Origin of the sequence: Hymenobacter metallilatus (assembly GCF_003944705.1) — a bacterium.
GTDB classification, from domain to species: domain Bacteria; phylum Bacteroidota; class Bacteroidia; order Cytophagales; family Hymenobacteraceae; genus Hymenobacter; species Hymenobacter metallilatus.
Genome location: NZ_RWIS01000014.1, coordinates 96,558 through 117,184 on the forward strand (window position 1 = coordinate 96,558; position 20,627 = coordinate 117,184).

Annotated in this window: 23 protein-coding genes and 1 riboswitch; of the genes, 2 read left to right on the plus strand and 21 right to left on the minus strand. The window is 66.9% G+C overall.

Translation table 11 applies throughout. The features are described 5' to 3' along the window. Positions 1-39: 39 nt before the first annotated feature. The 11 genes from EI290_RS18370 to EI290_RS18420 form a co-directional block, all read right to left on the minus strand. Positions 40-3,303, minus strand: coding sequence for an efflux RND transporter permease subunit (locus tag EI290_RS18370; RefSeq protein ID WP_125433125.1), 3,264 nt, complete (start codon positions 3,301-3,303; stop codon positions 40-42). Next, positions 3,300-4,226, minus strand: coding sequence for an efflux RND transporter periplasmic adaptor subunit (locus tag EI290_RS18375; RefSeq protein WP_125433126.1), 927 nt, complete (start codon positions 4,224-4,226; stop codon positions 3,300-3,302). The genes EI290_RS18370 and EI290_RS18375 overlap by 4 nt, the downstream gene beginning before the upstream one ends. 36 nt (positions 4,227-4,262) lie before the next feature. Continuing rightward, complete coding sequence (locus EI290_RS18380; protein WP_125433127.1) at positions 4,263-5,585, minus strand: TolC family protein; 1,323 nt, start codon at positions 5,583-5,585, stop codon at positions 4,263-4,265. A 24-nt stretch (positions 5,586-5,609) separates the two neighbouring features. Further along, positions 5,610-5,822 (minus strand): hypothetical protein, encoded by a 213-nt coding sequence (locus tag EI290_RS18385; RefSeq protein ID WP_125433128.1) that lies wholly within the window; start codon positions 5,820-5,822, stop codon positions 5,610-5,612. A 98-nt stretch (positions 5,823-5,920) separates the two neighbouring features. Continuing rightward, positions 5,921-7,216, minus strand: coding sequence for a sensor histidine kinase (locus EI290_RS18390; RefSeq protein WP_125433129.1), 1,296 nt, complete (start codon positions 7,214-7,216; stop codon positions 5,921-5,923). Beyond that, a complete protein-coding gene (locus EI290_RS18395) occupies positions 7,213-7,896 on the minus strand; it encodes a response regulator transcription factor (RefSeq protein ID WP_125433130.1) in 684 nt (227 codons plus the stop codon). The genes EI290_RS18390 and EI290_RS18395 overlap by 4 nt, the downstream gene beginning before the upstream one ends. A 74-nt stretch (positions 7,897-7,970) precedes the next feature. Next, positions 7,971-8,780 (minus strand): phosphatase PAP2 family protein, encoded by an 810-nt coding sequence (locus EI290_RS18400; protein ID WP_185817070.1) that lies wholly within the window; start codon positions 8,778-8,780, stop codon positions 7,971-7,973. A gap of 25 nt (positions 8,781-8,805) precedes the next feature. Further along, complete coding sequence (locus EI290_RS18405) at positions 8,806-9,531, minus strand: phosphatase PAP2 family protein (RefSeq protein ID WP_125433132.1); 726 nt, start codon at positions 9,529-9,531, stop codon at positions 8,806-8,808. Between the two features lie 107 nt (positions 9,532-9,638). Continuing rightward, positions 9,639-10,079 (minus strand): universal stress protein, encoded by a 441-nt coding sequence (locus EI290_RS18410; RefSeq protein WP_185817071.1) that lies wholly within the window; start codon positions 10,077-10,079, stop codon positions 9,639-9,641. Between the two features lie 28 nt (positions 10,080-10,107). Beyond that, a complete protein-coding gene (gene crcB / locus EI290_RS18415) occupies positions 10,108-10,485 on the minus strand; it encodes a fluoride efflux transporter CrcB (protein WP_125433134.1) in 378 nt (125 codons plus the stop codon). Positions 10,486-10,570: 85 nt separating this feature from the next. Next, positions 10,571-10,873 carry a hypothetical protein gene (locus tag EI290_RS18420; RefSeq protein WP_125433135.1) on the minus strand — a complete coding sequence of 101 codons (303 nt, stop codon included), beginning with the start codon at positions 10,871-10,873 and terminating at the stop codon, positions 10,571-10,573. Between the two features lie 125 nt (positions 10,874-10,998). On the opposite strand from EI290_RS18420, the gene EI290_RS18425 reads away from it, so the two are divergent. Next, positions 10,999-11,949: a hypothetical protein gene (locus tag EI290_RS18425; protein ID WP_125433136.1), complete on the plus strand. Its 951-nt coding sequence runs from the start codon at positions 10,999-11,001 to the stop codon at positions 11,947-11,949. Positions 11,950-12,019: 70 nt separating this feature from the next. Further along, positions 12,020-13,006 carry an AAA family ATPase gene (locus tag EI290_RS18430; RefSeq protein ID WP_125433137.1) on the plus strand — a complete coding sequence of 329 codons (987 nt, stop codon included), beginning with the start codon at positions 12,020-12,022 and terminating at the stop codon, positions 13,004-13,006. A 96-nt stretch (positions 13,007-13,102) separates the two neighbouring features. Here the strand turns inward: EI290_RS18430 and EI290_RS18435 are convergent, their stop codons facing one another. From EI290_RS18435 to EI290_RS18480, 10 genes are all read right to left on the minus strand, one after another. Continuing rightward, positions 13,103-13,441 carry a hypothetical protein gene (locus EI290_RS18435; RefSeq protein WP_125433138.1) on the minus strand — a complete coding sequence of 113 codons (339 nt, stop codon included), beginning with the start codon at positions 13,439-13,441 and terminating at the stop codon, positions 13,103-13,105. A 16-nt stretch (positions 13,442-13,457) separates the two neighbouring features. Continuing rightward, on the minus strand, positions 13,458-14,756 hold the full coding sequence (gene eno / locus EI290_RS18440) for a phosphopyruvate hydratase (RefSeq protein ID WP_125433139.1): 1,299 nt from the start codon (positions 14,754-14,756) through the stop codon (positions 13,458-13,460). Positions 14,757-14,835: 79 nt separating this feature from the next. Next, entirely contained in the window at positions 14,836-15,249 is a 414-nt protein-coding gene (locus EI290_RS18445; protein ID WP_125433140.1) for an EamA family transporter, read from the minus strand. Between the two features lie 84 nt (positions 15,250-15,333). Further along, positions 15,334-15,948: a phosphatase PAP2 family protein gene (locus tag EI290_RS18450; protein WP_125433141.1), complete on the minus strand. Its 615-nt coding sequence runs from the start codon at positions 15,946-15,948 to the stop codon at positions 15,334-15,336. 10 nt (positions 15,949-15,958) lie between these two features. Then, positions 15,959-16,879: an SdiA-regulated domain-containing protein gene (locus EI290_RS18455; protein WP_125433142.1), complete on the minus strand. Its 921-nt coding sequence runs from the start codon at positions 16,877-16,879 to the stop codon at positions 15,959-15,961. Between the two features lie 45 nt (positions 16,880-16,924). Next, positions 16,925-17,212, minus strand: a complete 288-nt coding sequence (locus EI290_RS18460) for a hypothetical protein (protein WP_125433143.1) — start codon at positions 17,210-17,212, stop codon at positions 16,925-16,927. 249 nt (positions 17,213-17,461) lie between these two features. Continuing rightward, a riboswitch (Fluoride riboswitch) is annotated at positions 17,462-17,534 on the minus strand. Positions 17,535-17,672: 138 nt separating this feature from the next. Next, on the minus strand, positions 17,673-18,095 hold the full coding sequence (locus tag EI290_RS18465; protein WP_125433144.1) for an arsenate reductase ArsC: 423 nt from the start codon (positions 18,093-18,095) through the stop codon (positions 17,673-17,675). A 29-nt stretch (positions 18,096-18,124) separates the two neighbouring features. Continuing rightward, positions 18,125-18,937: a universal stress protein gene (locus EI290_RS18470; protein ID WP_125433145.1), complete on the minus strand. Its 813-nt coding sequence runs from the start codon at positions 18,935-18,937 to the stop codon at positions 18,125-18,127. Then, on the minus strand, positions 18,934-20,055 hold the full coding sequence (gene arsB, locus EI290_RS18475) for an ACR3 family arsenite efflux transporter (RefSeq protein WP_125433146.1): 1,122 nt from the start codon (positions 20,053-20,055) through the stop codon (positions 18,934-18,936). Before arsB ends, EI290_RS18470 begins: the two co-directional genes overlap by 4 nt. After that, positions 20,042-20,608: a GNAT family N-acetyltransferase gene (locus EI290_RS18480; protein ID WP_125433147.1), complete on the minus strand. Its 567-nt coding sequence runs from the start codon at positions 20,606-20,608 to the stop codon at positions 20,042-20,044. The genes arsB and EI290_RS18480 overlap by 14 nt, the downstream gene beginning before the upstream one ends. Positions 20,609-20,627 lie beyond the last annotated feature (19 nt).

Consider the following 20,627-nt stretch of genomic DNA (forward strand, 5'->3'; position numbering starts at 1 on the left):
CGCCAGTCGTAAAGAAAGGCAAGCAAACGTAAAATCTTCCTACCCCCGGTCCGCCAGTTCCTGGGCGGCGTTGCGGCGGTGGTAAATCAGGCGCATGCCGCTGGGCAGCACGAACAGCAGCAGCGGCAGCGCCACCAGAAAGCCGCCGATAACGGCTACCGCCAGCGGCTGCTGCATCTGCGCGCCAAGGCCGATGCCCAGCGCCAGCGGCATGAGCGCCAGGATGGCCCCGATGGCCGTCATCAGCTTGGGGCGGATGCGCAGGCCGATGGCGAAGCGGATGGCCGTGTCCACGTCGCCGCTCTCGGCCAGGCTGGCGTAGAACTGGTTGACGGTGAAAATGGCGTTTTCGGCAATGATGCCCACCATCATGATGATGCCCGTGTAGGAGCTCACATTCAGCGGAATGCCCGTGAAATACAGCCCCAGCAGGCAGCCCGCAATGCCCATGACCGAGATGAAGAGGATGAGCAGCGAAATCAGCCACTCCCGGAACAGGAACAGCAGCACGGTGAACACCAGTAGCGAGGCCGTGAGCAGAATCAGCTCCAGCTCCCGGAACGAGGCCTGCTGCTCGGCGTAGGCCCCGCCGTACACCACGGTGTAGCCGGGGGGCAGGTTGAGCTGCCGGCCCAGCTGCTGCTGCAATTCCTTGATGGCGCTGCCCAAATCGCGCCCGTTGAGGCGGGCGGTGAGCACCACGGCCGATTTCAGGTCCTCGCGGCGCAGGTCCACGTCGCCGGGCTCCACGGCAATGGCCGTGAAGAAGGGCAAGGGCTTGGCCGTGCCGTCGGGCAGGAAGATGAGCTGCTTTTTAAGCTGCTCCAGCGAGTTCTGCTGGAAGTCCACGAAGCGCAGCAGCACCTGGCGCATCTGCTCGCCGTCCTGCACCTGGCCCACCTGCACGCCGCCGAGCATGGCGCTCTGGGCGGGCGAGAAGCTGGCCTGGCTGGCCCCGGTGCCCACCAGTGGCACCCCGCCCGTGAGCACGCTGAGTTGGGCCTGAAAGTCGGTGGGCGTGATTTTGTACACCCCCAGCTTGGCCAAATCGGGCCGGAACACGATGCTGGGGCCGGCCACCACCAAGCCGTCCTCCACGTCGGCTACGCCGGGCGTGCGGGCCAGCACCTGGCCCGCCTGGTGGGCCAGTTTTTCGAGGGTGGCCTGGTTGTCGCCGAAAATCTTGATTTCGATGGGGCTGGGCGTGCTCATCAGGTCGCCGAGCAAATCGGCGATGCGCTGGCCGAAGTCGATGGTGAGGGCCGGCTGGGTGGCGTTGATGCGCTGGCGCAGCTGGTCGATGACCTGCGGGGTGCTGAGCTTGTGGTCCTTACGCAGCTGAATGGAGTAGTCGCCGTAGTTGGCCGGCACCGTGCGGAAGGCCATGCGGATGCCGGTGCGGCGCGAGTAGCTTTCCACCTCGGGGTGGGCGATGATGAGTTGTTCGGCCTGGCGCAGCATCCGGTCGGTTTCTTCGAGCGAGGTGCCCGGCGGCGAGTAGTAGTCGAGCACGATGGTGCCCTCGTCGAGGTCGGGCAAAAAGCCGGTTTCGAGCTTGCCCGACACCAGATAAGCCCCGCCGCCCAGCACGAGCACGAACACGATGGCCAGCACCGGCCGGGCAAAGAGCCGCGTGAGCCAGCCCAGCTTTTCGGCCTGCTCCTCGGCGGCGTTGTGGGCGTGGGCCTGCTTGCCCGGCCGGTAGCCGATGACCAGGTGCAGCACCGGCAGCAGGAGCCACGTCACCAGAAACGAGCAGACCATGGTAATCTGCATCGTGTCGGACAGCTCCTTGAAGAAGGAGCCGGCCAGCCCGCTCATCAGGCGGAAGGGAAAGTGGATGACGATGGTGCTCAGCGAGGAAGCCACCATGGCCGGAAACAGGTCGCGGATGGCCTCGCGCACCACCCGGAACTTGCTTTCCTCGGGGTGCTCCTCGTGCACCCGGTATATCTGTTCGATGATGACGATGGCATCGTCGATAATCAGGCCCACGGAGGCCGCAATGGCCCCCAGCGACATGATGTTGATGCTGATGCCGAACAGGTAGAGCACCAGCAGCGTGAAGCCCACCGTGACCGGAATGGTGAGCAGCACCACCAGACTGGCCCGCCAGGAGCGCAGGAACAGAATCATGACCACGATGGCCAGGGCCAGGCCCTCCACGATGCTGTGCACCACGCTGTCGATGCTGTCGCCCACGAAGGCCGACTGGTCGTAATAGGGCTTTAGTGTCATGCCCGGCGGCAGCTGGCGGCGCACTTCCTCGGCCTTGGCGTTGGCGTCGCGGGCGAAGTTCACCAGGTTCACGCCCTGCTGCTTCACCAGGTCGAGCAGCACCGCGTCGTGGCCGTTGGCGTTGATGATGACGAACTCCTGCTGCTCCTGCACGTCCACGCGGGCCACGTCGCGCAGGCGCACCACCCGGCCGGCATCGGCGCGCACCACCACGTTTTCCAGGTCGCGTACGTCCCCGAGGCGGGTGTCGGTCAGGGTGAGGTAGAGCCGGCGGAAATTGGCCACGTTGCCGTTGCTGAGCACGAAGTTGCTGTTGGCGAAAGCTGCCAGCAGCGTGGCCGGCGGAATGCCCAGCGACGTGAGCTTCACCGGGTCGGGAATCACGACGTACTCCTTGGCCTTGCCGCCGCGCACCACCACGTTGGATGCCCCGGCCACCTGCGAAAACAGGGGCCGGGCCACCAGGTTGGCCGCGTCGCGCAGGGCAATGGGCGAGCGGGAATTGCTTTCCAGCGTGTAGCCCAGCACCGGAAACAGCGACTGGTTCATGGCCTCGGTGGAGATGGTGACGCCCGCCGGCAGCAGTCCTTTTATCTCGTTGATGCGGCTTTCGAGCTGGGTTTTGGTGGCGTACACGTCCACGTCCCAGGTCAGGTACACCTCAATCACGCAGGAGCCGCGGCTGGTGCTGCTCTTGACGATGGTCACGCCCTTCACCCGCTTCACGGCCGACTCCAGGGGCTTGGTCACGGTTATCATCATCCGGTCGATGGGCTGCTGCCCGGCGTCGGCGATGAGGGTGATTTTGGGAAAGGTGACTTCGGGAAACAGCGCCGTCTGCATGCGCTGGTAGGCAAACAGGCCGGCTGCCAGCAGCAGCAGGGCCACCAGCAGAATGGGCTTGCGGTAGGTCTGGAAGTAAGTCGAATCGTTCACATCAGCTAGCGGCGGAGTCGACGGGGAGCCGGCCGGGCCGGAGTCAACGGCGGGCTGCCCGTCGCGGGCCACGGGATGGGGCACCACTTCGGGCACGGACTGGGGGTTGCTGGGCTGGTCGGGCTTCATCGTACCACTTTCACTTTAGCGGTGTCGGCCAGGCCGTAGTTGCCCGCGCTCAGAATCCGGTCCTGCGGGCCGAACACGGGACGCAGGATTTCCATTTGCTCGGGCGTTTGGGTGCCCAGCGTCACCGGGACTTTCACGGCCGTGGAGTCGTTCACGAGCTTCATCACCCAGTAGTGGTCCAGCGTCTCATCCGAGAGCACGGCCGAGGCCGGCAGCAGCTGGGCCGCCGCGTGGCGGGCCTTGGTGAGGCGCACCTGCACCACCAGGTTTTCGGGAATCACGGCCGTCACGTTCTGCGGGCGCACCAGGTACACTTCGGCCTGGCCGGGGCTCACGCTGGCCAGCGGCGCGTCCACGGTGCCCGTCAGGCGGGTGCTGTCGGGCAGCAGGATGGTGACGGTGGGCCGGCCGGCGGCCAGCTGGTGGTACTCGTAGGGCAGGCTGAGCTGAAACACGAGCTGGCTGCTTTCGGCCACGGTGCACAGCGGCGCGCCTTCGAGCACATAGGCCCCGGGCTGGGGCTGGTCGAGCAGGCTCACCACGCCGGCAGCCGGGGCCTTCACGGCCTGCAGGCCGAAGTCGCGCAGGCTGGGGTCGATGCGGTTGATGCTGCCGCCCAGGGCGCGGCGCTCCTTGGTTTCGAGGGTGAAGAGCACCTGCCCGGCGCTGACCCTGTCGCCGATGCGCACCCGCACGCCGGTGACGTAGGCCGCAATCGGGGCCGTCACGGCGCTTTTGCGGGGGTAGATGCTCGTGGCCGGGAAGCTCACGAACTCCTCCAGCGGCCGGGTCACGGCCGTCACGGTTTTCACCTGGGCGCGGGGCGGCGGGCCGGTTTCGTCGGCCGGGGCCTCCGGCTTACAGGCCGAAAGTAGCAAGAGCAGCAAGCCGCCAAAGGCAGCCGAAAAGCGGAAACAGGGCATAGTCAAGGGTAAGTGGTGAGCCGGACCAGCGGGGGCCTACCAGTTCCAGTAGTTGTAGGCGTTGATGAGCAGCAGGCGGTTGTTTTCCAGCAGCACCAGGTCGCGGCTGGTGAGGGCGAAATTCTTGAGCACCTGCACGTAGTTGATGACCGAAAGCTGGCCGGCTATTACTTCCCGCTTGTAGGAATCGAGCAGGCTGCGGTAGGTAGCCACCTGCTGCCGGGCCAGGTCTTGGCGGGCGTCCAGGGCACGCAGCTCATCGAGCAGGCGGGTGAGGCGCACCTGGTTCACGGCCTGAAAGTTCTGGCGGGCGTACTGCGACGTGCCCAGCAGCACCCGCGTCCGGTCGCGGCTCAGCTGGCGCTGGTGCCCGTCAAACACCACCCACGAAAAGCTCAGCCCCGCGCTGGTGCCGAAGCGGTTGGGCAGGTCGGCCAGCGTCACGGCGTTGAAGCCGCCCGTGGCGAAGGCGTTGAGCTGGGGCCGGTAGCGCAGCTCGTAGAACTGCTGGGTCACGGCCACGTTCAGGCTGTCGAGCCGGAACCGCTCGGCAAACCCCGACCGGACCGGTGCTGGCCGCTGCAGGGCCAGCGCCGGGGCCGGCAGCAGCACCTGCGCGGTGTCGGCCAGCCCGCAGAGCACGTTCAAATCGAGCAAATCGCGGCGGTAGGCGGTCTGGTAAGTGTTCAGGGCCAACTGCTGGGTCTGGTATTCGAGCGTGAGCAGGGTGTAGTCGGACTGCTTGAGCAGGCTGGCCTCCACGAGCTTGCGCACCAGCAGGCGTTGCCGGTCCAGGATGCCGAGCAGCTCGCGCACGTAGTCGAGCTGCTGCACGTCCTGCCGGCAGAGGATGTACTGGTCGCCCACCAGCTTGTCCAGGTCGTGCAGGCTCAGGCGGGCCGTGTTGGTGAGCACCTGCGCCGAGGCCAGGGCCTGCTGGCCGGCCACGGTGGCGCGGGCCGTGTTGAAGAGTGGCTTGGTGAGCGTGGCCACACCCTGGTAGAGGCTGCCGTTGGTCAGGTTCACGTCGTAGCCGGAGTAGCGGTCGGCCCCCGCGCCGGAGTAGCGCAGCTCGGTGCGGCCGCCGTCGTGTACCAGCACCGGGGCCACCAGATAGTTGCCGCTCACCGTGAGCTGGGCCTTGGTGTAGAAGGCCAGCAGGCGCTGGGCTTCGAGCTGGGCGGCCTGGGTCTGGTTGCGGGCATCCACGGCCAGGGGGCTATTTTGCTGGGCCTGCGCCTGGTAAAAGGGCAGGTCGCGCACGGGCGGCGCCTGGGCGTGCGCCGGCCGCGGGGCCAGGCCCCACAGCAGGGCCAGCAGCCCGGCCGGGCGGGTCAGGAAGCGCAGAAATCGTTTCATGGGTACGGTCAAAAGCATGGCTGGCTACTCGTCCAGCGCCCGGCATTGCGGGCAGCGGGGCCGGGTTTCTTCCTTTAGCTTGGGCTCGTAGTATTGCCACTCCCCACTGGCCTTGATTTCCTGCCCAACGGGGCAGGCGTCATTGTCGTGGTAGGGGTAGCGCTCGGGTTCCGGAGCCGGGGCCATGAGCCCGGTTACGTGGGCGACGTGCCGGAAAAAAGGTTGGGTGCGGGCCATGCTGGTCAGAATTGCCGGGGTGCGACGGGGCGCTGCCGGGCGGTTGAGCCGGCAAGCAATTGACCAATTCTGAGCAGGTTCGGAGTATGGGCGCGCCGTCAGGAAAAGCGGACCATGAACCGGTGCCGGTTGGGGGCTTCGAAGGTGTAGGCCAGTTCCAGCCCGCAGGAATCGCACACCTGCTGCTCGATGGCCAGCCCCAGGCCCACCCCACCGGGCGCGCTGAGCGCATCCTTCCGGAAGCGGGCAAACTCCTGGCCCACCGGCAGGGCCACGGGCCGGCCGGTGTTTTCGACCACCAGTTCTGTGGCCGTGAGCTGCACCCGAATGGTGCCGCCGGCCACGTTGTGGCGGATGGCGTTGCTGAGCAGGTTGCTGACCAGGATTTCCATGAGCGTCTGGTTGGCACGCACCGGCGCGGGCGCGGTCAGGGCGAGTTCGATGGTCAGGCCGGCGGCCTCGGCCTGCTCGGCCAGCTGGGCGGCGATGCTTTCCACCACCGGGCGCAGGGTCACGGTGTCGTCGGTGGCGAATTGCTGGTTTTCCAGGCGTGCCAGCAGCAGCAGGCTGCGGTTGAGGCGGGCCAGGCGCTGGGTCACGGCCACCAGCGCGTCGAGGTGGCGGGCCTGGGCTTCGGTCAGGTCGGGGCTCTGGGCCAGCAGCTCCAGCTTGGTGTGCTGCACGGCCAGCGGGGTTTGCATCTCGTGGGCCGCGTTTTCGGTGAACTCCTTTTGGCTGAGGAAGATGCGCCGGTGCTTGCTCAGCAGCTCGGTCAGGGCCTCGTTCAGCTCCCCGAACTCCTGCACGGAACTGGCCGCCAGGGCCACGGGCGTGCGCTGGTCGAGTCGGAAGCGGCGCAATTGAGCCAGCGTGTCATAAAACGGCCGCCACAAGCGCCGGGCCACGCGCTGCTGCACCAGCACCAGCCCGCCGAGCAGCACCACCAGCAGCCCGGCCTGGGCCAGCCCGATGGCGGCCAGCAAATCCTCGTCTTCCACCAGTGAGCTGCGCAGCACCAACCGGTAGGGCCGCCCCTGGTAGGGCACGGTGGTGATGAGCGTGCGGTAGGGCTCCAGCTCGTGGGCCAGCGAGTCGTAGCGCAGCTCGCCGATGATGCGCTCCGGCGCGGGCGCTTCTGCTCCCAGCGGGCGGATTTCCAGGTCGCGGTCCAGCTGCATCCACAAGGCCAAATCGGCCGGGGCGGGCACCAGGGGCAGCTTTTTCATCACCTCCTCGCGGCGCAGCACCAGGGCATCGTCCACATCGGTGAAGTAGAGCTGGCGCAGCACGTAGTAAAACAGGAAGGTGCCGGCCACCAGCACGAGGCCGGCGTAGGCCAGCTGGGCGCGCAGGGTGCGCAGCAGCAGCTTGCGGGGGCGGGGCGTGCTGCTCATGCGGCGGGCAGCTCGAAGCGGTAGCCCAGCCCGTACACCGTGCGGATGCAGTCGCCCGCGCCGGCCTCGGCGAGCTTGCGCTTCAGGTTTTTGACGTGGGTGTACACCGGCTCAAAGGAGTCGAAGTGCTCGGCGAGGTCGCCCGAAAGGTGCTCGGCAATGGTGGATTTCATTACCACCCGGCGCTGGTTGGCCAGCAGCAGCACCAGCAGGTCGAACTCGCTGCGGGTGAGCGGCAGGGGCTGGCCGGCCACGCGCACGGTGCGGGCCAGCAGGTCCACGGCCAGCGGGCCGGCCAGCACCACGTTCGAGCCGTTGAAGTGCCGCCGCCGCACCAGGGCCGCGATGCGGGCGCTCAGCTCGGAGAGGTGGAAGGGCTTGGGCAGGTAGTCATCGGCCCCGAGCTGCAGGCCGGTGATGCGGTCATCGAGGGCGTTGCGCGAGGAGGTGATGATGACCCCATCGGCCTTGTGCCGGGCCTGCAGCTGGCGCAGCAGCTCCAGGCCGTCGCCGCCGGGCAGCGTCAAATCCAGCAGGATGCAGTCGTAGTCGCCCAGCAGCATCTTCTCCTCGGCCGCGGCGAAGGTGGCGGCCACCTCGCAGCGGTACTGCTCGCCTTGCAGGTAGCTCACGAGGCTGGCCGCCAGCTCGGCTTCGTCTTCCACAATCAGAACTTTCATAGAGGTAGCGGTTAGCGGATGGGGCCGGGCAAGCGGCAAGAAAACAGATTCGGCGCGGTTCTGGGCCGGGGCCTTCAGCGCAGGGGCACGCCGAGCACCAGCCCCACGGCCCCGCCGCTGTAGAACGGGGCCACCATCGCCCGTTCCTTGAGGCCGCGCACCAGCACCCGGTGCACCAGCGGGTAGGCCCAGTAGGCCAGCTCGGTGGAGAGGATGCCCACGCCGGCTCCGGCCAGCACGTCGGAGGCCCAGTGCTTGTTGCCCAGCACCCGAATGGCCGCCGTGGCCGTGGCCACCGAGTAGCCGCCGACGCTGTACCACACGCTGCGCCCGCCATACTCGCGGTGCATGAACGTGGCCGCCGCAAACGCCGCGCTGGTGTGCTGGCTGGGAAAGGAGCTGAAATCCTGGTTGCCGTAAGGCCGCTCCGCCTGCGTCAGGTTTTTGAGGTTGCTGGTCAGGGTGTTGTTGATGGTGTAGGCCAGAAAGAAAATCACGCCCTGGTTAAGGGTGCTGTGCACGCCCTTCACGCCGGCCAGGCTCAGGCCCAGCGTGGCCACCGCCGGCACGTGGCGGAGCTGGTCATCGAGCGAGGTCTGAAACCGGGGGAAATGCTCGCGCACCTCTTCCTGCAGGGCCTCGTCGGTTTCGAACACGTCTACTTTCTCGGTGCCCAGCGCGGCCACGCCCAGCAGCAGCGCCGGCAGGGCCAGCTGCCGCAGCGTGGGCCGGTAGGGGTTGCGGGGCAGTAGGTTGGCGGGTGTGATGACCGAATCGGCCGGGGTTGGGGTCTGCATTATTGCCTGCGCCCAGCTGGTATTGGGCCAGCCCAATACCAGCAGCAGACCAAGAAGCAGGGGGTGCGGAGCACGGGAGCAAAGCATGGCGAAGGGCATTAAAGTGAAAGGGTCAGGCCTGGGGGTGATGCTGATGGCGGTGCGCCTGCTGCCGTAGCCGGGCGGTGCCCCACCATTCGCGCAGGGCCGGCGAAAACAGCACGTACACGCTGCTTACCCAGCCCACCGAGGCAATCCAGCCCGAGAGCACGTCGCTGGGGTAATGCACGCCCAGGTACACCCGGGAAAAGCCCACGCCCAGCACGAACAGCGCGCCCAGTGCCCAGGCCAGCCAGCGCCCGCGCCAGCCCGCCAGCAGCAACCCCAGCGTCAGGGCCAGCGCGGCCGTGCCCATGGCGTGCCCGCTGGGAAAGCCCGACGAGGATTCGGGCGCCAGCGAGGACCACAGCGCGGGCCGGGGCCGCCCCAGCAGGGCCTTGGCCAGCAGGTTGAGGGCCGCCGCGCCGCCCACGGCCACCGCGAAGAAGGTCGCCCGGCGGCGCTGCCGCCGCGCCCACAGTCCGGCCGCGATGAGCCCGCTCACCACGGCCATGATGGGCGGGCCGCCGGCGCGGGTCAGGGCCAGGTTCACGGCATCGCGGGTGGGGGTGGCGTGGGCGTGCACCAGGCGCAGGGCGGCCGTGTCGCCGGCAAAGCCCTCCCGCTCCCGGATTTCGGAGCTCACTTTCAGGAAGATGCCCCAGGGCAGCAGCACCCCGAACAGGGCTACCCCCAGCAGGCGGCGGTGCCGGGCGAGCAGGTGGCGGGCAAAGGCGGAGAAGCGGGTGAAACGCGGCATGTGGGAGAGGCTAGGGCCAGGCCGCGTCCACAGCGGCGCGGCAGCCCAAGATTACCCCGGCATTCTGAGCAGAAATTGAGCTTTCGGGCCGGCGCGCGGTTTTTTGGCTAGGCTCCTTTGAGGGGCACTACCAGCACGGGGCAGTGGGCGCGCTCCAGCAGGTGCTCGGCCGCGCCGCCCAGCAGCAGGCTCAGCACGCCGTGGCGACCGGTAGTGCCCACCACCAGCAGGTCGGCGGCCCAGGCTTCGATGACGGCCAGCACCTGCTCGGCGGGCTCGCCCCGGGGCAGGAAGCGGCTGAGACGCAGGCCGGGCGCGGCCAAAGCGGCGAGCTGGGCGAGCAGCTCCTCGGCGCGGGCCAGCAGCACGGCTTCGGCTTCGGCGTGGGTCTGGCCGGCGTCGATGTTGCCGATGGCCCGCGCCTCGTTGAGCACGCACACCAGCCCGGCTTCGGCCCCCAGGTCGGCGGCCAGGTCCAGGCCGGCCTGCGTGGCGTGGTAGCACTGGGGGCTCTCATCGACGTAAATCAGGATTTTCTGGAACGACATGGCCGGGTGGGAATTAGAATGGATGGAGCTAAATAAACCGGGCCGCCCAGAAGCCCAGGAAGGCGGCCAGCATGCCCACCAGCAGGCTGCCGGCGGCATACATGGCCAGCAACACCAGCTCGCTGGTGCGGGCCAGCGTCACGCTCTCGTAGGCGAACGTGGAGAAGGTGGTGAAGCCCCCGCAGAAGCCCGTGGTCAGGAACAGCCGCCATGAGAGCGACACCTCGGTGTGCCGCTCAAAGAAGCCCAGAAACAGCCCGATGAGCAGGCAGCCCACGATGTTGACCAGGAACGTGCCCAATGGAAAGCCCACCGGTACGAAGCGCAGAAAATACTGCTGCACCCAGTAGCGGCTCACCGACCCGATAAAGCCTCCCAGGCCAATAAACAACACCGAACGGTTCATAAGAGCAGGTAAAGTAACAGCGTGTGCAAAGCGCCTGGTAGGCATACGCACCCGGCCGCCCGGCCGATGCCCCGGTGGGCCACTGCTAGAAAAAACGGGCCAGCCGCAGCCCCAGCCACCCGAAGACGAGGCCCGTGAGCAGGCTGCCCCCGGCGTAGAGCAGCATAATGCCCAGGGGCAGCGGGCGCGAAAATCCCTCGAACATAACGTGCAGGAAGGCCGTGAAGCTCACGATGACCATCAAATAAAAGGGCAGCTGCGGCCCCAGTGGGCGCAGCTGCCGGTCATACAGGCCCAGCAAGAACCCCAGCCCCAGGCAGGTGCCCCACACCAGCAACACAGTGAAAAGCGGCAGGCCGCCCGGCAGCAGGGGCGCAGTAGCGGACATAGCAAAGCGAATAGTAGCGACGCGGGCGGGCCATCGGCCCAACCCCTGCGTAAGATGGGCATAAACCCACAATTGGGCGCGCCTCGCGGGGTTGCCGCCGCCGCCAACGCCCTGTCTTTGTGCCGATGCCGTTTCTTCGTTTGCCGTCCGCGCTGCGCCGCTGGCCGGGCCGGTGGCTGGCCCTGGCTGGCCTCACGGCCTGCACCGTGGCCCGGCAGCTGCCCCCACCTCCGCCCCACGAAAGCGGCTGCGCCCCGGCTACCCTGCTGGCCGAGCCCCCCGGCCTGCGCCGCCTGTCCGTCGTTGAGTTAGCCGCCGATACCGCCCTGACGCATCAAATGCCCCCACTGCTACTTGATGCCGCCAACGCCGCCGGGTTGGTGCCGCGCCTGCGCGCGCTGCGGCGCACGGTCCCCGGCTCGGCGGCCCACCAGGTGCTGGCCCACCAGCTGCGCCAGCAAGTAGCCCGCCTGCGCGCCGTGGAGCAGCAAGCCCGCGCCGAGCTGCGCTGCGAGCAGGACCGCGCCGTCGCGCTGGCCACCGAACTGCAAACGGCCGCCGAGGCCCACCGCCGCCACCTGCTGCTGCTCGCCCTCGGCCTGAGCCTGACCGGCCTGCTCTCGTTTCCGGTGCTGAAGGCGCGCACCACGCGGGCGTTTTTCGCCCAGGCGCCCGGCGTCATCTGCCTGCTGGTAGCCGCCGGGGCCGCCGGCAGCGCCCTGCTGGCCCCGGTGCCCGAAGCCAGCTTTGCCCACCCGCGCAACGCGCTGGGTGATGTCCGGCACGGGCCGGCCGTGGCGTCCGCGCTGCCGCCCACTGTGTGGGCCTACCTCACGCAGCCGGCCAGCCAGGCCCCGGCCGCCCCTTCCCGGCAGGCGCGGCTGCGGGAGCGGTGGCGCACCGTGGGCCGCCGCCTGCCCGGCTCGCACCTCTCCCAACTGCTCTACGAGCAGGGCGGCCTCTACCGCCCCGCCGAGCTGCGGGTGCGGGCGCAGCTGCTGGGCGAGCTGGCCGCACAGGTGCAGCCGCTGGAAACGCAGCTGGGGGCGCTGGCTGCCACCCTGGCGGCGGAGTAGGGCCAGTACTATCAGCCAACCCCCGGGCCGGGCTGCGCGTTAGTCTACCTTAGCTCCTCTGTTTGTTATTATGGTGAAAACATACCCCGCCGGGCACCGGCCCGCGCCGTGGTGGCAAGCCCTCGGGCTGAGTGGTCTGCTGCTGCTGGGCAGCTGCAATACTGCGCCCCGCTCGCTGGCAGCCAAGGATGTGCCCGACGAAAGCGAGTGCGCCCCGCTCACGCCCGTAGTGGCCCCCAAGGGCTACGCCGTGCTGCCCGAGGCCACCCTGGCCACCGATTCGCTGCTGGCTCGTACCTTCTCGGCCGATGCCCTGCGCACGGCCAATGTGTGCGGACTGGTGCCCCAGCTGCGCGCCATGCTGGCCACCGAACCCGGTACGCTGGCGCGGGTGGTGGCCCGCCAGCAGGTGAGCAGCCGCCTCACCGACGTGGCCCTGGAAATATCCAGCACGGCCGGCGAGCTGGACTGCGAGGAAGAGCGCGCCGACCAAATTGCCGATTTCCTGCTCGATGAGGCCGGCTCGCGGGTCAAGAACCTGACCATCCTGGCCATTCTGCTGGGGGCCCTGGGCACCGTGGCCACGGGCCTGATGTCCCTCTTTGACGTGCGCAAGACCATCTACCGCCCTGTGGGCATTGCCATCGGCCTCATTGGGGCGGCGCTGGGCTACAGCAGCCTGCGGACCTCGGCGGCGGCCGACATCCCGTTTTCGCACCGCCGCAACGCGCTGGGTGACGTCTGGCACGGCCCCGCCGAGTCCACCGTGTTTCCGGCCGCCGTCTGGAATTTCCTTTCCCGCCCCGGCATCCGGGGGGCCACGCAGCCCCCGCTGCGCAAGCGCCTGCTCAACCGCTGGCTCACGGCCGGCGAGCTGGGGGCCAAGGACGCGGAAGAGAAAAAACAGCTTGAAGACCTGCTCTTCGGCGAAGGTGGCACCTACAAGGCCGACGCCCTACGCATCCGCGCCAATTTGTTCGACCAGCTCGAATCCACCGTCAACCTGATGAAAAGCGACGTACAGCAGCTGGCCCGCGAAGTGGCGGAGGTAGAATAAGCAGACATTTTCCTGAACGCAAAAACGGCCCGCCGGGCCGGCAGCCCCACGTTGGGGCTGACCGGATCAGCGGGCCGTTCGGTTGTCGCGCCGGGGCTAGTCGTCGTCGCGCTCGGTTTCGGTGGTGCTACGCAGCACCTTGCCGGCGGCGTTGAACACAACGTGCATTTCCTTTTTGCCGGTGCCTTCCAGCTCCACCCGGTAGGTGGTGCCGGCTTTGCCGCCGCTGATTTTCTTGGCATCATCGACGTGGTAGCCCGCGTACTGTTTGGCAATGGCTTGGCGCACGGCCGTGGGTAGTTGGCTGGCCGGAATCTCCACCTGGCTCGTAGTAGTGAGCTTGGCCTGCTGGGCCTGCGCCGTCAGGGTGAGCGGGGCAGTCAGGCCAAGGAGCAGCGCGGCGCGTAGGGCGGTGGTTACGAGGGTGTTTTTCATGACGGTCATAGGTTGATTACTGGTTTTTGAAAGCCTTAAGGCCGGCGAACGTGCCGGCGCTGCCCAGCTCCTCCTCGATGCGCAGCAGCTGGTTGAACTTGCTCACCCGCTCGGAGCGGCAGCCGCTGCCGGTTTTGAGGTGGCCCGCGTTCAGGGCCACGGTCAGGTCGGCAATGGTCGTGTCCTCGGTTTCGCCCGAGCGGTGCGACACGAAGCAGCCGTAGTTATTCGCATAAGCCAGCTCCATGGTGCGCAGCGTCTCGGTCACGGTGCCAATCTGATTGAGCTTAATGAGCACCGAGTTGGCAATGTGCTGGTCGATGCCTTGCTGCAAAATCAGCGGGTTGGTGCAGAAAATGTCGTCTCCCACCAGTTCCACTTTGCTGCCCAGCGCGGCGGTGTGCTGCTGCCAGCCAGCCCAGTCGTTTTCGCCCATGCCGTCTTCGAGCAGCACGATGGGGTACTGCCCTACCCAGCTTTCCCAGAGACCGTTCAGCTCCTGGGAGCTCATCGTTTTCTGGGTCGATTTGAAGAAGCGGTACAGGCCCGACGCGCCGTTCGGGCCGGCTTCGTACATCTCGCTGGTGGCCGGGTCGAGGCAAAGCGAGATGTCGGTGCCGGGGCGGTAGCCGGCCCGCGTGATGGCTTCGAGAATCAGTTCCACGGCCTCGTCATTGGCCTTCAGGTCGGGGGCAAAGCCGCCCTCGTCGCCCACGGCCGTGACGTAGCCCTTGCCCTTAAGCAGGCTTTTAAGGGTGTGAAACACTTCCTCGCCCATCCGGATGGCGTTGGCGAAGGAGTCGGCGTTGTGCGGGGCAATCATGAATTCCTGAAAGTCCACGGTGTTGTCGGCGTGCCGCCCGCCGTTGATGACGTTCATGCAGGGCACCGGCAGCGTGTAGTTCGCGCGGTCGGCCAGCTGGCGGTAGAGCGGAATCTGGCGGGCGGCGGCCTGGGCCTTGGCGAAGGCGATGGAAACGGCTAGGATGCCGTTGGCTCCCAGCGCCGACTTGTTGGGCGTGCCATCCAGGGCAATCAGCGCCTCATCCAACTGCGCCTGCGTGGCGAACGACTGGCCCACCAGCCGCTGCCGCATCTGATTATTGACGTTGCCGACGGCCTTCTGCACGCCCTTGCCCTGGTAGCGCTTGGGGTCGGCGTCGCGCAGCTCGGTGGCTTCCTTTTCGCCGGTGCTGGCCCCGGAGGGCGCAATGGCGCGGCCGTGGTGCTGGCCGGCTAGGGTAATATCGGCTTCCACCGTGGGGTTACCGCGCGAGTCAAGGACTTCGCGGGCGTGAACGTGAGTAATTTCCATGTTTGGAGGGGGTGAAGGCAAAAAATGAATTGAAGCAACGCACCGCGCCCCGGACGGGGCGCAGATAAAAAGCCGCGCGTTAGAAAATGAGCACCAGCGTGCCGCCGATAATCATGGCCGCGCCCAGGCCGGTGTGCCAGGTGAGCTTTTCGCCCAGAAATACCACCGACAGCACGATGGCAATGGCCACGCTGAGCTTATCAACCGGGGCCACCTGCGACACCTTGCCCAGCTGCAAAGCCCGGAAGTAGAACACCCACGAGAGCCCCGTGGCCAGCCCCGAAAGACCGATAAAAATCCAGTTGGTGCGCGTGAGGTCGCCGATGTGCTCCAGCCCGCCCCGGAAGTACACGATGCCCCAGGCCAGCACCAGAATCACCACCGTGCGGATGGCCGTGGCCAGGTTGGAATCAACGCCCTTGATGCCGATTTTGGCCAGCACGGCCGTAAGGGCCGCGAACAGGGCCGAGAGAAGCGCATAAATCCACCACATACTGAAAAGCTTGGTTAGCCCGCGGCCGGGCCGGCGGGGAGTTAGAAAAAGCGGCCGGACCTACGCGGCCCGGTCGAGAAAAAACTAGGCTTGCTGCAGCTCCGGCGTTGGGATGGAAACCGGCCCGGCCAGGCGGCGCACCACCCGCCCGTACACCGCCGCGCCGCCGAAGCCCAGGGCCACGCCCAGCAGCGCCCCGCCCAGCACGTCGCTGGGGTAGTGCACGCCCAGGTACACGCGGCTCACACACACGAGCGTGGCCCAGGCTACGGCGCATCCCTTAGCCGCCCGGTAGCGCGGGGGCAGCAGCAGGCACAGCAGCGTGGCCAGCGCCGCCACGTTGGCCGCGTGCGAAGAAAGGAAGCCCAGCTGGCCACCCGGCCCGTCGGGCAGATGCAGCAGCGGCCCCAGGTCCAGGGTATGTGAAGGCCGCAGGCGGTGAAAAAAGGGCTTGAAGAGCCGGGCCGAAATCAAATCGGCCAGCCCCACCGAGGCCCCGATGATGGGCAGCAGCGCCCAGGCCCGCCGCCGGAACAGGTAGGCCAGCACCACGATGAGCAGCAGGTAGCCGCTGAGCCAGGCCTTGGCCTGCGAGGCAAAAACCATAATGGGGTCCAGCCAGGATGTATGCCGCCCGTTGAGGGCGAGCAGCAGCCCGTGGTCGGCCTGCCGGAGAATATCGAAAAGAGTCGTCAACACCGGAGCAGGGTTAGTTGAGCGCGGCCGTGGCCGTGAAGCGGTACACCAGGCCCTGTCCGTCTTTCTTGCCGGCTTCGGAGGAGATGAACAGGTCGCCGTTGCGCGCGAAGGTCAGGCCCTCGGGCTGCGGAAACAGCTTGGGCGGCAGCGTCTGCACGGCCACTACTTTCCCCTGCTTATCCAGCTCCACCAGGCCGTTGCCCCGCGCCGAGAGCACGAACACATGGCCCGTGCCCGGCTGAATGGCCACGGCTGAGGGCGCGAACTGGCTCACCTTCGGTCCCTTCTTGCCCTTCTGCTGGCCAAGGTCGGCGGCCAGGATAGCGGGCACGTCCAGCACATAGGCCGGTTTCGGCTCTATCTGGTAGGTCTGGGGGTTGAGGCGGTACACGGCCCGCTTCGTGTCATCGAGGCCCGCGCCGGCTTCGCTTTTGCAGGCCACCAGCAACTGGCCGCTGGCCGCGTCGTAGGTTAGGCCTTCGGGCTCGTTGGCGGCCGTCAGGCCCGTGGCGTGGGTAGTGGTTTCGGTGGCCGTGCGCCGGAAAAGGGTGCCGTCGCTGCGCAGTATCAGCCAGGCGTCGCCCTGGCGGGCCACGTCCTCGTAGTCGCCCTTGGGGCCAAACTTCACCGTGCTGTCAATCCGCTGGGTGCGCAGGTTGTAGAAGTAGAGAGTGCCCGACTCATCCTCCACACCGGCCAGGCGGTCGGGGCCGGCCAGGGCAATGCCCGAGATTTCGGCCAGCTCAGGCGGCAGGTTGTAAGTGGCTGCCGCCCGGTTAAAGGCATAGGGGCTGGAACGCGTGGGACTGGCTGCCGGGGCCGCGCTACTGGCCTCCGCGCTACTGGCAAAGCGGGCTGCCGCCGGGGTTTGGGCTGCCGGACCATCGCAGCCAAAAGATAGCAACAGGGCGCAAAAAAGGGGTTTGGTCATCAGGAAACTACTAGGTGAAAAAGAAAGTCAATAGGGAGCATCTATTCAGCTGACCAGCAGTGCCAGCAGCAGCGGCAGGCTGATAAGCCAGGCCCGTTGCACGGCTTTGTCGTCGTATTCGGGAAAGAGCAGGGCCGCCAGCACCAGCGCCGCCCAGCCCAGGGCGGCCGGAGCCAGCGTCAGGCCCAGCAGCGACACCGGAGGCAGGGGAAAGGGCGCGTGCCGGAGCAGCCCGATGGCCAGGGCAGCGTACCAGAGCACGGAGGCGGCGACCAGCCGTAGCTGGTAGGCCAGGCGCGGCGAAAAAACGGCGGGGCGGGGCGAAGTATCCATCGTGCAACGGGTGCGGTAAACCAGATTGGTACACAAAACCCAGCGCCGAAAACGGGCCGGGCCACCACGAAAAAGCCCAGCCCGTCGCCTTCGATTCTGCCAGAGAAACCAAACGCGACGGGCAGGGCCCACGCCAAAGCCACCGCCCGGCAGCGCGGGGAGTGGCGTGCAACAACCAAGAAAAGAAGGGGGCGATGACCACGGCAACAAGCGAACAAGACGACTACCCCGCAGCCCGGACGGGCAGCGCGTTTGGTAGGAATCATCAGCTCAACTCCGAAGAGTTAGCGGTTCGCGGTGGAAATCCATCACCGAATACTGTTGGGGACTTTAACGCGGGGCGCGGGGAATGGTTTTAGCGGTCATGCCAGCCCTAAGAATGCGCACGCATAGTCCGGTTGCCTATCCACGCACATGGCAGGCTAGTAGCAGCGCCCGCACAGCGCTTCCGTCCCTGTCGTCAGGGCGTAGCCATCTGCTGCACGAACGTGTGGGCGTAGGATTTTACCTGGTCGCGCACCGAGCGGAACTGCTGCATGATTTCTTGCTCGCTGCCCGTGGCTTTGGCCGGATCGGGGAAGTTGTGGTGCCACTTTTGGGCCGTGGACGGAAACACGGGGCAGACCTCGTTGGCGTGGTCGCACACGGTCAGCACGTAGTCGAACGGCACGTGGGCGTACTCATCGACGTGGTTGCTGGTGTGGTGGGAGATGTCCACGCCATCTTCCGCCATTACGCGCACGGCTCGGGGGTTGAGGCCATGCACTTCCACGCCGGCGCTGTACACCGTGGCCCGGTCGCCTAGCGCTTGTTCTAGATAGCCGTGCAGCAGCTGGCTGCGGCAGGAGTTGCCGGTGCAGAGCACCAGGATGTTGGGTTTCATCGGAGAAGAAGTTAAGGAGGAAGAAAGCGTTACGCTGCCGCTTCGGGCAGCACCAGCACCGGCACCGGGCTGTGCAGCACGACGGCCGCCGTGCGGCTGCGGTGAAACAGGTTGCTCAGCCGGCTGCGGGAGCGCGCCCAGAGCACCAGCCAACTGCCCAGCTGCTGCCGGGCCCGCTTGGTGAGTACCAGCGCCACATCGGAGCCGGGCAGCACCTGCACCGGAGCTTCGGCCCCGAGCGCCGTGGCCAGGTTTGCCGGATGCGCCGGACTCATTGCCTGGCCCTCCCCGATGACCTGCACGCCCTGCACGAGGGGGTGGCCCGCTTCAAGCAAGGGTTGTACGGCCGTGGCCAGCGTCCCCAGTTGGGCGGGCTGCTCGTCGAGGGCTACCAGCCAGTGCAGCGGCAGCGCGTGCTGCCGGTAGGCTTCGGGCACGACCAGCAGCGGGCAGGGCGTGTGGCGCAGCAAACTCAGCACCGTGCTGTTGACCAGCTCATCGGGCAATTCCTCGGTGTCGCACTTGCTGGCTACGGCCAACAGGACGCCGTGCGCCCGGGCCGCGGCTACAAATTCTTCGGTCACGTCGCCGGCGGCTACCTGCCCGGTACAGGCAATGCCCTGCTGCTGCCAGTGCGCGGCCTGCTGCTGCAGCAAGGCGCGGGCTTCGGCTTCGGTGCGGGCCGGGTACTTGCCCGTCAGGGCTTCGGGGTCCAACAGCGAGGTGCGGCGCACATGCAGCAGCAGCAGACCGGCCCGCAGGGGCTGGGCCAGCTGCGCGGCGTAGGCCAGCGCATTATCGGCGGCGGCGGAAAAGTCGGTCAGAACGAGCAGCTGGTTCATACGGCCGGGGTGGAAGTGGAAGAGGAAGCAACGACCGTTTTACCACCGTACCAGCGGCGGCGGAACCAGAAGGCCAGGTTGACCAGCGCAATGAGCGCCGGCACCTCAATCAGCGGCCCAATCACGCCGGCGAAGGCCTGGCCCGAGTTCAGGCCGAACACGCCGATGGCCACGGCAATGGCCAGCTCGAAGTTGTTGCCGGTGGCCGTGAAGGCAATGCTGGCATTCTCGGCGTAGTCGGCCCCCAGCCACTTGCCGGCGGCAAAGCTGAGCACGAACATCACCCCGAAGTAGAGGGCCAGCGGCAGGGCGACGCGCAGCACGTCCAGCGGCACCTGCACGATGGTTTCACCCTTCAGACTGAACATGACCACAATGGTGAGCAACAGGGCAATGAGGGTAATGGGGCTGATGGCCGGAATGAATACCGTGTCATACCACGCATTGCCTTTCAGGCGGCGCAGGATGGTGCGCGAGAGAAAGCCGGCGGCAAAGGGAATGCCCAGGTAGATGAGCACGCTCTGGGCGATGTCCCAGATGCCAATGTTCACGGCGTAGCCTTTCAGCCCGAAGTAGGGCGGCAGCACCGTGATGAACAGCCAAGCCAGCACCGAGTAGAACAGCACCTGAAAGATGGAATTCAGGGCCACGAGGCCGGCCGCGTACTCGCGGGAGCCGTCGGCCAGGTCGTTCCACACCAGCACCATGGCAATGCAGCGGGCAATGCCGATGAGAATCAGGCCCATCATGTACTCGGGCTTGTCGGGCAGCAGCCAGATAGCTAGCAGGAACATGAGCAGCGGCCCCACTAGCCAGTTCAGCACCAGCGAGAGGCCGATGATGCGCGTGTTGTTGAAGACCTTGGGCAACTCCTCGTACTTCACCTTGGCCAGCGGCGGGTACATCATCAGGATCAGGCCGATAGCCAGCGGTACGTTCACCGTGCCCACCGAGAAGTAGTTGATGGCCCCGTTGATGCCGGGCACGAAATAGCCCAGGCCCACACCCAGCGCCATGGCCAGGAATATCCAGAGCGTCAGGCCCCGGTCGAGGCCGGAGAGTTTCTTTTCGGCCAGCACGGCGGGGGCCGGGGGGGTGGGGAGGCTAAGCGGTGGCATGAACGGGGGAGGAAAGAAGATAGGAAGGGGCGTCAGGAACGGGACTAGCTTCAACCCCGACCACGGCGCTGCGGCGTTCGAGCAGCACCGTGGAGCGCCAGAGGCCGTGCTGCTGGCCAATCCGCTCGCGGCGGCCGACTTCGCGGAAGCCGGCCCCCAAGTGAATGCTGATGCTGGTGGTGTTTTCGGGGAAGATGCTGGCCTGCAGCGTCCAGATGCCATAGGCCTCGGATTCGGTGCTGAGTGCCGCCAGCAGCTCCCGGCCCACGCCCCGCCCCCGGGCATCAGCGGCCACGTACACGCTCACCTCGGCCACGCCGCCGTACACGCAGCGGCTCGACACGGGCGAGAGGGCCGCCCAGCCCAATACCCCGCCGCTGCCGCCGTAGCCAGCATCCACGGCCACCAGACGGCTGTGGGGCAGGTGGGCATAGTCCCACTCGGCCCAGGTGGGGGCTTCGGTCTGGAACGTGGCTTGGCCCGTGGCCACGCCTTGCTCGTAAATACGGCGCACAGCGGGCCAGTGCGCGGCGGTCATGGAAAGCAGTTGCATAAAAGAGAATGTGTCGGAG

Coding starts and splice junctions, on each gene's coding strand:
- EI290_RS18410 (WP_185817071.1), bottom strand. CDS start 10,079: ATGTCGTTCCAGAAAATCCTGATTTACGTCGATGAGAGCCCCCAGTGC.
- EI290_RS18460 (WP_125433143.1), bottom strand. CDS start 17,212: ATGGATACTTCGCCCCGCCCCGCCGTTTTTTCGCCGCGCCTGGCCTAC.
- arsB (WP_125433146.1), bottom strand. CDS start 20,055: ATGCCACCGCTTAGCCTCCCCACCCCCCCGGCCCCCGCCGTGCTGGCC.
- EI290_RS18390 (WP_125433129.1), bottom strand. CDS start 7,216: ATGAGCAGCACGCCCCGCCCCCGCAAGCTGCTGCTGCGCACCCTGCGC.
- EI290_RS18445 (WP_125433140.1), bottom strand. CDS start 15,249: ATGTGGTGGATTTATGCGCTTCTCTCGGCCCTGTTCGCGGCCCTTACG.
- EI290_RS18400 (WP_185817070.1), bottom strand. CDS start 8,780: ATGCTTTGCTCCCGTGCTCCGCACCCCCTGCTTCTTGGTCTGCTGCTG.
- crcB (WP_125433134.1), bottom strand. CDS start 10,485: ATGAACCGTTCGGTGTTGTTTATTGGCCTGGGAGGCTTTATCGGGTCG.
- EI290_RS18380 (WP_125433127.1), bottom strand. CDS start 5,585: ATGAAACGATTTCTGCGCTTCCTGACCCGCCCGGCCGGGCTGCTGGCC.
- EI290_RS18405 (WP_125433132.1), bottom strand. CDS start 9,531: ATGCCGCGTTTCACCCGCTTCTCCGCCTTTGCCCGCCACCTGCTCGCC.
- EI290_RS18370 (WP_125433125.1), bottom strand. CDS start 3,303: ATGAAGCCCGACCAGCCCAGCAACCCCCAGTCCGTGCCCGAAGTGGTG.
- EI290_RS18425 (WP_125433136.1), top strand. CDS start 10,999: ATGCCGTTTCTTCGTTTGCCGTCCGCGCTGCGCCGCTGGCCGGGCCGG.
- EI290_RS18465 (WP_125433144.1), bottom strand. CDS start 18,095: ATGAAACCCAACATCCTGGTGCTCTGCACCGGCAACTCCTGCCGCAGC.
- EI290_RS18385 (WP_125433128.1), bottom strand. CDS start 5,822: ATGGCCCGCACCCAACCTTTTTTCCGGCACGTCGCCCACGTAACCGGG.
- EI290_RS18430 (WP_125433137.1), top strand. CDS start 12,020: ATGGTGAAAACATACCCCGCCGGGCACCGGCCCGCGCCGTGGTGGCAA.
- EI290_RS18480 (WP_125433147.1), bottom strand. CDS start 20,608: ATGCAACTGCTTTCCATGACCGCCGCGCACTGGCCCGCTGTGCGCCGT.
- EI290_RS18420 (WP_125433135.1), bottom strand. CDS start 10,873: ATGTCCGCTACTGCGCCCCTGCTGCCGGGCGGCCTGCCGCTTTTCACT.
- EI290_RS18455 (WP_125433142.1), bottom strand. CDS start 16,879: ATGACCAAACCCCTTTTTTGCGCCCTGTTGCTATCTTTTGGCTGCGAT.
- EI290_RS18470 (WP_125433145.1), bottom strand. CDS start 18,937: ATGAACCAGCTGCTCGTTCTGACCGACTTTTCCGCCGCCGCCGATAAT.
- EI290_RS18395 (WP_125433130.1), bottom strand. CDS start 7,896: ATGAAAGTTCTGATTGTGGAAGACGAAGCCGAGCTGGCGGCCAGCCTC.
- eno (WP_125433139.1), bottom strand. CDS start 14,756: ATGGAAATTACTCACGTTCACGCCCGCGAAGTCCTTGACTCGCGCGGT.
- EI290_RS18375 (WP_125433126.1), bottom strand. CDS start 4,226: ATGCCCTGTTTCCGCTTTTCGGCTGCCTTTGGCGGCTTGCTGCTCTTG.
- EI290_RS18435 (WP_125433138.1), bottom strand. CDS start 13,441: ATGAAAAACACCCTCGTAACCACCGCCCTACGCGCCGCGCTGCTCCTT.